This is a genomic window from Psychroflexus sp. MBR-150, assembly GCF_053628795.1.
In genome coordinates this window covers 23,772-33,982 of the sequence record NZ_JBRJHB010000024.1, presented here as the reverse complement: position 1 = coordinate 33,982, position 10,211 = coordinate 23,772, and the positions used below count along the sequence as shown (strand labels likewise).

Sequence of the window (10,211 nt, the reverse complement as noted above, 5' to 3'; positions counted from 1 at the left end):
GCACTAATCATTTTGCATTCATTCGTGCATTCGTGGCTGATAGAACATTCCTTTTTATTGCCACTAATGCACTAATCATTTTGCATTCATTCGTGTATTCGTGGCTGATAGAACATTCCTTTTTATTGCCACTAATGCACTAATCATTTTGCATTCATTCGTGCATTCGTGGCTGATATAACATTTCTTTTTTAAATTTTTTCTGACTTTCGCACTGGAACATCTAAAAGTAAAATATGTTAAAAATATTAACTATTGCTTAGTGTTGGTTAAAATATGTCTATCTTTCTTTTAATAAAGTTAACAAAACCAATGATGTTTTACACCTAATGTGATATTTAGGCTTCGGTTTTAAAAGAAACTAGGCTAAAAAATGTATCTCGCTAAAACGCAAAAACGCAAAGGCAAGGGAGCAAAAACTTTTTACTCTTCCAGAAGCTTATTGATTTGGTCGAGTTGTGGCTCTAAAACAACTTCTATTCTTCGGTTTTTGGCTTTTCCAGCTGGAGTCTCGTTGCTTGCGACGGGTGCATATTTGCCACGACCAGCAGCGGTTAGATTTTTAGGATTGATGTTGTTGTTTTTTAGTAAAAGTTTTAAAACTTCTGTAGCGCGTTTTGTCGATAAATCCCAATTGTCTTTAAGCGGTCCATTACCGCCATAAGGCACATTGTCGGTATGACCTTCAATTAACACTGAAATATCAGGATTTTGAGCTAATACATTAGCCAATTCCTTAATAGCCTTTTGACCTTCTGTTCCGACATTCCAACTTCCAGAAGCGAAAAGGAGCTTATTTTCCATAGAAACATAAACTTTGCCATCGCGTTGCTCCACACTTAAACCACGTCCTTCAAAATCGACTAAAGCTTCGCTGAGTTTGTTTTTAAGATTGTTGAGCTTGGCATCTTTTGAAGCAATTAAATTTTCTAACTGCTCAATTCTGTAGGAACGTTTGCCCAAGTCTTTTTGCAGTTGTTCAAGCCGTTTTTGCTCTTCGGCGAGGGCTTTTTCTTTATCTTCAAGTTGTTTGAGTAAATCTCGATTTCGTTTGGCGTTAGCTTGAAGCAATTCACTGCTGTTTTGTTCTAAAGCTTCATAAGAGGTTTCAAGATTTTTGAGTTTTGAACTTTGTTTACTGTAGTCATCAGATAAAGCATCATAATCCTTTTGCAAAGCTTCTAATCTATTCTGACTTTTTTCAAAATCGGAAGTCAATTCGCTTTTACTTTTTTGGCAAGCTTTTAATTTTTGAGTCAATAAGTCGTTTTGTGACTGCAAATTGTCATAACGGGTTTGGAGGTTGACGAAATCTTTTTTAGGCACGCAAGCCCCGAGTAAACCAACTGAAATAAGTAAAAGCAAATATTTAGTTTTCATGATTTTTTCTTTAAAATTCCAATTGAAGTAAAACAGGACAATGATCGCTGTGTTTTGCTTCTGATAATATAACGGCTCTTTTGATGTTTTGTTTTAGGGGTTCAGAAACCAAATGGTAATCCAATCGCCAACCTTTGTTATTTGTTCTGGCGTTGGCACGATAACTCCACCAAGAATATTGCTCAACTTCGGGATTTTTAAATCTAAACGAGTCGATAAAACCATTATTTAAAAATTGACTCAGCCAATCGCGTTCTTCGGGCAAAAATCCTGATACCGTTTTAAGTCTTACCGGGTCGTGAATATCAATAGGTTCATGACAAATATTGTAATCGCCACAAATCACTAAGTTAGGTTTTTCGGCTTTTAGCTTGTCGATATAGTTATAAAAATCAGCCATAAAATCAAATTTCAGATTAAGTCTGGCGTCGTTGGTTCCTGAAGGCAGATATAAACTCATCAGAGAAAAATTCTCAAAATCAACTCTTAAGATTCGCCCTTCATTGTCCATATAATCAATACCACAGCCCATTTCAACATGCTGAGGTTTTACTTTTGAAATAATGCCAACACCACTATAGCCTTTTTTTTGAGCAGAAAACCAATAGCAATATTCATAGCCTAACTGTTTAAACGCTTCTTCTTCAATTTGTTTTCCTTTTGCCTTGGTTTCCTGAAAACAAACGATATCAGCATCAGTAGTTTTTAGCCAATTAGTCAAACCTTTTCGCATAGCTGCACGAATACCATTGACGTTGTAAGATAAAATTGTCATTTAAATTTGGGTTTAAGAATTTTTAGACCTCACAGTCCCGAAACTTCGGGGCTGTGAGGTCTTGAATCTGTTAATAAAATCAACTCTTCTCAGGAATATTTTTAAGAATATCTTTTAAAAATGCCCAAAACTTTTGTGTTGATGAAATGCTGGCACGTTCATCTGGCGAATGTGCACCTTTGATGGTTGGGCCAAAAGATACCATATCCATTTCAGGATAATGACTTCCCAGAATACCACATTCTAAACCTGCGTGGCAAGCTGCAATATTGGCTTTGTTGCCAAATTGTTTTTGGTATAATTTATCAATGACTTTCAAAATTTCAGAATTTGGGTTTGGTGTCCAACCTGGATAATCTCCAGAAAACTTCACTTGACAACCTGCCAAATCAAATGCACTTTCAAGGCTGTGTGCCAAATCCCATTTGCCAGAATCAACAGAAGAACGGGTGAGACAAGAAATTTCTATCTTTCCTTTTTCAATATGAACTTTAGCAAGATTATTAGAAGTTTCAACTAATCCCTCAATATCTGGGCTCATTCTGTAAACGCCATTATGAGCCGTTTGTAGTGATTTGATGATCAAGTCTTGCACATCGCTACTCAAAACGGATTTTGGTTTATCACAACTTTCAAGCTGAATTGACATTTGCGGCTCAAGCGATTGATATTCTGATTGAATGTCTTTGACCAAGTTTTGAAACGAAGTTTTTAAGGCGTCAACATCCTGGTTTAAAATCACAAATGTGGCTTTGCTTTCACGAGGAATAGCATTGCGTAAACCACCACCAACAAAAGTTGATAAACGCATATTATAATTTTTATGGGTATGAAATAATAAACGTGTTAAAATCTTATTAGCATTAGCTAAACCTTTGATAATATCCATACCAGAATGTCCACCTTGCAAGCCTTTGACAACAATTTGAAAAGCAGAAGTGTTGTCAGGAATAGATTCTTCTATATAAAATCGTGTAGCCGTGATATCCACGCCACCTGCACAACCAATGCCAATTTCGTCATCTTCTTCAGTATCGAGGTTGAGTAAAATTTCGCCGTTTAATATATTAGGGTCAAGATTTTTAGCACCTGTCATTCCCGTTTCTTCATCTATGGTAAATAGGGCTTCAAGTGCTGGATGTTCAATGTCGTCTGAAGCAAGAATGGACATAATAGCGGCTACGCCAAGACCATTGTCAGCCCCAAGTGTTGTGCCTTTGGCTTTGACCCAATCGCCATCGACATACATTTCAATGCCTTGTGTGCTAAAGTCAAAGTCAGTATCTTCATTTTTTTGATGCACCATATCGAGATGTGACTGAAGAACAACAGCTTTTTTATTTTCATGACCTTTTGTTGCTGGCTTTTTGATAATAACGTTTCCAGCCTTGTCTTTTAAGGTTTCTAAGCCCAAATCTTGACCAAAGTCCATCATAAATTGAATGACGCGTTCTTCTTTTTTAGACGGTCGAGGAACGGCATTGAGTTGACTAAAATGTTTCCAAATAATTTTTGGTTCTATATTTTGTAACATGGTTTTAATTTTAGCCCAAAGCTAAGAAATCTTAAAGTTATAAACCCTTAGGGTGCTAAAATATTAAAAGGAAAAACAGGAATATTTCGCAAGATCCAAAAGCCTATAACCAAGATAAGAATAATCCAAGCTGTTTTTGGATTGTAAAGTAAATTTTTGGTCTTTTTAGGATAAAAATAAGATCGAATCCATAAAAAGATTTTATAAAGCATCACCAACAAACCTAAGCCAATCAGGAAGTTGTGTTGAAAACCCTCAAGAATTCTACCGTGAAGAAAATCGTGTAAAGCCCGTTGACTGCCACAGCCAGGACAATGCAATCCTGTAATGCTATGAAACGGGCATTGCGGTATAAATGATTGTCCACTTGGATTGATATTATAATATAGCCATAATAAGAACAAACCCACTAAAATACCGACGGAAATCATCAATATTTTAATGGGTTTGGTTAGGTTCATGAGTTGTAATTAAAATTCCGCTTCAGAGAGAGCTGTTAATGCAATAGTACCGTAAAATATAAAAAATAAAATAATCATAAGTAATCCAATACCCACAGATAAAAAACTCCATATTTTAGCATTATTTGAAGCGCTTTGTGCTCCTTGATAATCTCCTGCAATATATTTTGAATTGACTTGAGAAGCATATATGATAGCGATGATTCCAAAAATTTGACAACAAAATAGAGTTGAAATTATAGATAGAGCTAAATAATTTTGTGGTGGTTTAGGTTTGTTTTCCATATCTTTTTATTCATATAAATTTCATTATTTTTCCATTTAAAATACATTCATAAGTTCTTATTCGTGGATTTTTTTGTTACAAATTTAGGCTGATAATTCTTTCGGATTATTACCCCATTTGTTTGAACCTTGTTGACTGTCTGTTACAAATAAAACCAAAAGCCAAATTGTCCCAATTATAGGAATCAAACCAACTAATAACATCCATCCGCTTTTACCAATGTCGTGTAGTCTTCTCGCACCAACTGCTATACTAGGAATTAAAATGCCAAGGATGTAAATTCCGTAGAAAACCCCGTATCCTAGCTCTGGACTAGCTGTCCCAATTAAGTTGTCTATTAAAACTGCTATTGTTGCAAATATCATATTGAATAAGAAAAACATCCAATACTCTTTTCTTCTTGCTCTTCCGCTGAAATCAGCATACTGTTTTAAAACTTTTACATACCAATTCATTATTTTATTATTTAAATTTCCTACTCGTCTGGCTTTTCGGTTTCGCCTCGTTTTTTTTTGTGGTATCTGAACTCCACTTTTCAATAATGTTTATTTTAACTTTTAAGCTTGAATTAGTTGATTTATAGTAATTGTCATTTTGTTTTACCTGTTATTTTAATACATACTTAGCAAGAATCTTTTGAACATCATATACATTAACGCTTTTGTTAAACTTTTTTTCTATGCTGGGTTTTAATTCACTTGAGACCCATATCTTTAATTCAGCATCTAAATCAAAATTGCCTGCTGTTTCTATACTATATCTTGAAACACTTTTATAGGTTACAGACAAAATTTCAATTTTTTTACCTGTAATGCCTTGTTTGTTGATAAGGATCAATCTTTTGTTTGTGAATATAAAAGTATCTCTAATCAGTTTAAAACCAATTTCTATTTGCTCATTATCTGTTAAAAGTTGTCCATAATCTTTTTCTAATTTGACCTTTTCAACTGATCCTGCATTACCTATAAGTGAAGAAAATATGCCCATTTTTAAATCTCTATAATTATTAATCGGTTACTGCATACTTTGGTGTTTTTCCATTTCTCTTTTGAAAACTTCCATAAATTCTTCACCATGGACTGTAAACATATAGGCGTAGTAAGCTAAGGTAATAATCGTAATTATTATAGCAATAATCCAAGCTATTTTTGCATATTTAGAATTTTTTTGGGCACTTTCAAAATCTTTGTTATTGTATTTAGAGTTGACTTGAGAAGCAAATACAATACTGACAATTCCAGGGATTATGCCGTAAAAAGTGCAAGTGATGAGCGGTAAAATGGTAGATATAATCGCCATCACCATATGATTATTAGGCTTTGGCTGTTGAACTTGATTGGTCTCTTCCATGATTTTTAAGTTTTAGATTTAGAGCGTGTAAATTAGTAATTTTTTTTAATATTTTAAAATTTTGTTAAACGGTTAATGGTTTCAAAGACTAAATTTGTTTCGTAACCTTTGTAAATCAAGTAGTTTTTGAGTTTTGTTTTGCTTTTCCAACTGGTATCTTTACCGAGTTGATTAAATTTTTTTTGTGCTAATTCGTTTAGGGTGTTGAGATACGTTTTGTCTTCTATTTGGTTTAAAGCTTTGTTGAGCAAATAGTCTGAAATATTTCGCCTTTTGAGTTCTTGTCGTATCCTGATTTTTCCCCAACCTTTTTGATTGAATTTTCCTAAAGCGTAATTCATAGCAAAGCGTTCTTCATTTAAGAAATCGTGTTGAATTAAATCTGAAATAATTTGTGCTCTGGCATCAGGAATCATGTTCATCTTGATGAGTTTTTGCTCCACTTCTTGATGACACCTGTCTTGATAAACGCAGTATTTGCACAAAGCTTGAAATGCTTCTTTTACAGTGTATGATTTTGTTGGTTCTTTCATTTTCTTTTAACCGCTAAAATATGTTGAGGTTTCTTAAAATATTTTTGTTGTTCCTTTGAGTTTGCAATTTAAGAATTACTATTTGGTTTTTTGTGTTTCGATTTTTTTTGTGTGAGAGATAGCAAGTGGAAAGCCCTGACGAACGCAGAGCGTTGTCAGGACAAGCCCAAAAGACGAACGCAGAGCGTTGTCAGGACAAGCCCAAAAGACGAACGCAGAGCGTTGTCAGGACATGCCCAACAGACGAACGGCAGAGCGTTGTCAGGACATGCCCAACAGATGAACGGCAGAGCGTTGTCAGGACATGCCCAAAAGACGAACGGCAGAGCGTTGTCAGGACATGCCCAACAGACGAACGGCAGAGCGTTGTCAGGACAAGCCCAAAAGACGAACGGCAGAGCGTTGTCAGGACATGCCCAAAAGACGAACGGCAGAGCGTTGTCAGGACAAGACCAAAAGACGAACGCAGAGCGTTGTCAGGACATGCCCAACAGACGAACGGCAGAGCGTTGTCAGGACATGCCCAAAAGACGAACGGCAGAGTGTTGTCAGGACAAGATCAACAGACGAACGGCAGAGCGTTGTCAGGACAAGATCAAATTATATTATTCTAAAGTTTTGAGTTCTAAACCGTAAACCTGTTCAAAACGAGATTTGACTTTATTGAAATCCTGTTGCCGAATACTGATAATAAATTTACAACGGATTTTCAGGTCTTGTTCTATAATGTTGAGGTTTAATTCCTTGACCAAACGCATCACTTCGTTCATCATATCGTATTCGCAGGTCACTTGCAATGATGTATCTATGGTATGGGTTTGAATGTTGGCGTTTTCTAAAGCCATTTTGGACGTGGTTTTGTAGGCAGAAATCAGGCCGCCGACACCGAGTTTGGTGCCGCCAAAATACCGCACCACCACGACGAGACAGTTGGTGATTTCAAAAGATTGTAGCTGACCGAAAATGGGCATTCCTGCAGAATTATTGGGCTCGCCGTCGTCGTTGGCTTTGTAGGTGTCGTAGGTTTTGCCGAGTTGCCAGGCGTAGCAAAAATGACGGGCTTTGTGGTGCTGAGTTTTGAGTTGTTCTATGGCGTTTTCTATTTCGGTTTCGTTTTGAACGGGAAGGGCATAACCGAAAAACTTGCTGCCTTTGTCCTTAAATAAGACTTCTTTTGAGGGTTGAGATAGGCTTTTGTATTCGTCTTTTTTAAGCAAATTAGTTTAAATTGTAGTTAGCCAAAGCTACTAAAATTATACTCAACAGGGCTAAACCAATACCGATTTTGTTTTTTCTGAACAAGTGTTCTTTAAAGAGTAAAATGCCAACAATGGTCGATAACACTACGATAGAAACATTGTTGATAACAAACACAAGGGAACTGTCCAGATTAAGATTTCGCAAGGCTTGGATGATAAAATAAATAGAAAAATAGTTAGGTACGCCAAGTGCTATTCCACCGATGAGGTCTTTAGTTTTAAATGAAATTTTATGTTTAAAATATCTAATGCCGAATATGACGATTCCCATTAAAGCCGCAAATAGAAATATTGAAGCAGAAAATACTGGTGTTTCAATAGATGGCACAAAATCGTTTTGCAAGACTTTTAAACTGGACTCGATGATACCGCTACCTATAAAAACGGCAAAGGGTAAAATCAAAGCCGATTTGTTAACTTTTAAACCGTCTTTGGTTTTGGCTGATACCAAATATACTGAAACTAATGCCAAGATGATGCCCGAAATTTTGAGTATAGATAAACTTTCGCCATAGTATAAAATCACAAAAATAACTGTAATGCTCAAACTCATTTTACTGGCAACGGACACCACGGACATACCGTGTTTTTGAGTAGTCATTACCATGAGATAAAAAATCAAAATAAAAAATGTGCCGAGAAATGCGGCTGGCCAAAACCATTCAAAATGATGTATTTCGGTTAGTTTTATGGATGTGCTTTGAATACTAAAACCGAGAATAAAGGCTGTAAAATAATTAACAATAAGTGCATTTAAAGTATTGATATTAAATTTTGAGAAAAATTTGAACGCCACGTAAATCAAGGTTGATGAAATGACGCTAAAGATAAGTTCTATCACAGGTTCAGGTGTTTTTGTTCAAAAAGTTGAGTAACATCATCGGTTTTTGGACTGAGATGCCAAGTTTGCAAATTTAAGCAATTTGCAGTTTCTATATGTGATTTAGTGTCATCAATAAATAGGGTTTCATCGGTTTTTAGATGCTGTTGTTTAAGAATAAATTCAAACACCGACGCGTCTGGTTTTCTGAGATGAATTTCGTGAGAAAGATAAAATCCTTCAAAACAGGATTTAAAATCTTTATAAAATAAAACATTGTTTTTAACCCATTCAATATGAAGGGCGTTGGTGTTGCTCAATAAAAATAAACGGTATTGATTTTGTGATTTAAGCGATTTGAGAAAATCTAATCGGTGTTGCGGAAAATCTTTGAGGATGCTGTTCCACGCTTTAGTGAAATTCTCTTTGGTTAATGATTGAAATTTTTGGGTGTAAAATTGAATAAACGCTTCGGTTGACACTAAGCCTTTTTCGTATTTTTTGTTGACGGCAATAGTTTCGTGGTCAAATTCAGAAATGCCAAAATTTTGAAGATGTTGTTGTGTGGCTGACTTATCAAGATTGAGGAAGACATCGCCAAAATCGAAAAGGATGTTTTTGATGGGTTTCATTTGATTGGTTTTTGTTGCACTATTCTATAGGACACCAAACCACAAAGGTATAAAGATTTTAAGTAGGGTTTCTCAGAAAGTCAGCATTTAAAGTTATAGATTTCGGATTTGTTATAAATAGAATGGCTCCAATCCAACTATTTAAAACCGTTGAAACGCTTAGGTTTGTGTATTGGCTTTTCCATAGCCCACGGTTTAAACCGTGGACTATGGTTTGCATATATTCGATTGTGAATGGATTTATCCATTTTCTATGATTTCAATTTCTTCCCTATAAGTCATTGGAATAAATTTTAACACATTCATCCTAAGCTTTAAAGGCTTTTTGTAGATATTTTTTTCTTTATAAAGAAGTCTTATTATCCTCATCTTTTTTATTAACGATATTATTCATTCAAATTGATGTTATTAAATGTAGCATTTAGAAACAGTAAATTAAAAAAAACATAACAAACAGTAAATCAATAAAATAAAACTTTTTATTATCTTCGAAAAAATAAAGATTCTGATAATTATGCTTCGATATGACATTAGTCATAATTTAAGGCTAATTCTATGCTGATATTTGTAGTGAGAATAAAGTGAAAGTTAAATCAAAAAAAAAGTCAATATGAAAACTTACAAAACACCAAGGATAATCCTTTTAAGCCTATTTTTTTTAGGTTTCTTTTATGCTGAAGCACAATCTAATTATGAGATTGATAAAGAAGCCAGTGAAATTTTGGTTGATGGAACTTCAAATTTGCATGATTGGACAATAGAAGTTAATACCCTTGAAGGCAAAATGCTTCTCGATGAAAACCAAAACATCAAAAGTTTAAGTTTAAACATCCCTGTAAAAGGATTAGAAAGTGGCAAAAAAAGCATGAATAAAAATACTTATGAAGCCCTTAAAGAAGAAGAACATCCCAATATCTTTTTTAAACTAGATAAACTAGAAAAAAAAGATAATAACGATGTGGCTTTAGGCAAGTTAAGTATTGCGGGACATACAGAAAATGTGTCTATTCCAATACAATTTACCGGAACTGAAGGCAACAAAACCATTAAAGCTGAATATACTATAAATATGGTTGATTATGGTGTAGAGCCACCAACAGCTTTATTTGGCTCTATTAAAACTGGAGAAACAGTTATTGTAAAAGTTAATTTAATATATAGAAACCAATAAAATTTAATAT

General features: G+C 34.7%; 15 protein-coding genes. 2 read left to right on the top strand and 13 right to left on the bottom strand.

The window, feature by feature from the left end; translation table 11 throughout:
• Positions 1-423 precede the first annotated feature (423 nt).
• From ACSSV5_RS11105 to ACSSV5_RS11065, 9 genes are all read right to left on the bottom strand, one after another.
• Entirely contained in the window at positions 424-1,380 is a 957-nt protein-coding gene (locus tag ACSSV5_RS11105) for an OmpA family protein (RefSeq protein WP_454245918.1), read from the bottom strand.
• A gap of 10 nt (positions 1,381-1,390) precedes the next feature.
• Complete coding sequence (locus tag ACSSV5_RS11100; RefSeq protein ID WP_211064780.1) at positions 1,391-2,155, bottom strand: exodeoxyribonuclease III; 765 nt, start codon at positions 2,153-2,155, stop codon at positions 1,391-1,393.
• A gap of 79 nt (positions 2,156-2,234) precedes the next feature.
• Positions 2,235-3,698, bottom strand: a complete 1,464-nt coding sequence (locus ACSSV5_RS11095) for an aminoacyl-histidine dipeptidase (RefSeq protein WP_454245919.1) — start codon at positions 3,696-3,698, stop codon at positions 2,235-2,237.
• Between the two features lie 38 nt (positions 3,699-3,736).
• On the bottom strand, positions 3,737-4,150 hold the full coding sequence (locus ACSSV5_RS11090; protein WP_454245917.1) for a DUF2752 domain-containing protein: 414 nt from the start codon (positions 4,148-4,150) through the stop codon (positions 3,737-3,739).
• Between the two features lie 9 nt (positions 4,151-4,159).
• On the bottom strand, positions 4,160-4,435 hold the full coding sequence (locus ACSSV5_RS11085) for a CD225/dispanin family protein (RefSeq protein WP_211064778.1): 276 nt from the start codon (positions 4,433-4,435) through the stop codon (positions 4,160-4,162).
• A gap of 84 nt (positions 4,436-4,519) precedes the next feature.
• The gene (locus ACSSV5_RS11080) at positions 4,520-4,891 is read right to left on the bottom strand and encodes a DUF805 domain-containing protein (protein WP_211064777.1); all 372 of its coding nucleotides are present in this window, start codon (positions 4,889-4,891) and stop codon (positions 4,520-4,522) included.
• 151 nt (positions 4,892-5,042) lie between these two features.
• Positions 5,043-5,423 (bottom strand): PH domain-containing protein, encoded by a 381-nt coding sequence (locus ACSSV5_RS11075; protein ID WP_454245916.1) that lies wholly within the window; start codon positions 5,421-5,423, stop codon positions 5,043-5,045.
• A 27-nt stretch (positions 5,424-5,450) separates the two neighbouring features.
• Positions 5,451-5,786: a CD225/dispanin family protein gene (locus tag ACSSV5_RS11070; protein ID WP_211064775.1), complete on the bottom strand. Its 336-nt coding sequence runs from the start codon at positions 5,784-5,786 to the stop codon at positions 5,451-5,453.
• 53 nt (positions 5,787-5,839) lie between these two features.
• The gene (locus ACSSV5_RS11065; protein WP_211064774.1) at positions 5,840-6,319 is read right to left on the bottom strand and encodes a regulatory protein RecX; all 480 of its coding nucleotides are present in this window, start codon (positions 6,317-6,319) and stop codon (positions 5,840-5,842) included.
• Positions 6,320-6,444: 125 nt separating this feature from the next.
• On the opposite strand from ACSSV5_RS11065, the gene ACSSV5_RS11060 reads away from it, so the two are divergent.
• Positions 6,445-6,933, top strand: coding sequence for a magnesium transporter MgtE N-terminal domain-containing protein (locus tag ACSSV5_RS11060; protein WP_454245915.1), 489 nt, complete (start codon positions 6,445-6,447; stop codon positions 6,931-6,933).
• Here ACSSV5_RS11060 and ACSSV5_RS11055 read toward each other — a convergent pair.
• The 4 genes from ACSSV5_RS11055 to ACSSV5_RS11040 are packed head-to-tail and all read right to left on the bottom strand — an operon-like array spanning position 6,925 to position 9,250.
• The gene (locus ACSSV5_RS11055) at positions 6,925-7,536 is read right to left on the bottom strand and encodes an IMPACT family protein (protein WP_454245914.1); all 612 of its coding nucleotides are present in this window, start codon (positions 7,534-7,536) and stop codon (positions 6,925-6,927) included. The genes ACSSV5_RS11060 and ACSSV5_RS11055 overlap by 9 nt on opposite strands.
• A 1-nt stretch (position 7,537) precedes the next feature.
• Positions 7,538-8,419 (bottom strand): EamA family transporter, encoded by an 882-nt coding sequence (locus ACSSV5_RS11050; protein WP_211064772.1) that lies wholly within the window; start codon positions 8,417-8,419, stop codon positions 7,538-7,540.
• On the bottom strand, positions 8,416-9,030 hold the full coding sequence (locus tag ACSSV5_RS11045) for an HAD family hydrolase (RefSeq protein WP_211064771.1): 615 nt from the start codon (positions 9,028-9,030) through the stop codon (positions 8,416-8,418). Before ACSSV5_RS11045 ends, ACSSV5_RS11050 begins: the two co-directional genes overlap by 4 nt.
• A 58-nt stretch (positions 9,031-9,088) precedes the next feature.
• Positions 9,089-9,250 carry a hypothetical protein gene (locus tag ACSSV5_RS11040; protein WP_454245913.1) on the bottom strand — a complete coding sequence of 54 codons (162 nt, stop codon included), beginning with the start codon at positions 9,248-9,250 and terminating at the stop codon, positions 9,089-9,091.
• 390 nt (positions 9,251-9,640) lie between these two features.
• On the opposite strand from ACSSV5_RS11040, the gene ACSSV5_RS11035 reads away from it, so the two are divergent.
• A complete protein-coding gene (locus ACSSV5_RS11035) occupies positions 9,641-10,201 on the top strand; it encodes a YceI family protein (protein ID WP_454245912.1) in 561 nt (186 codons plus the stop codon).
• The last annotated feature ends 10 nt before the right edge of the window (positions 10,202-10,211 follow it).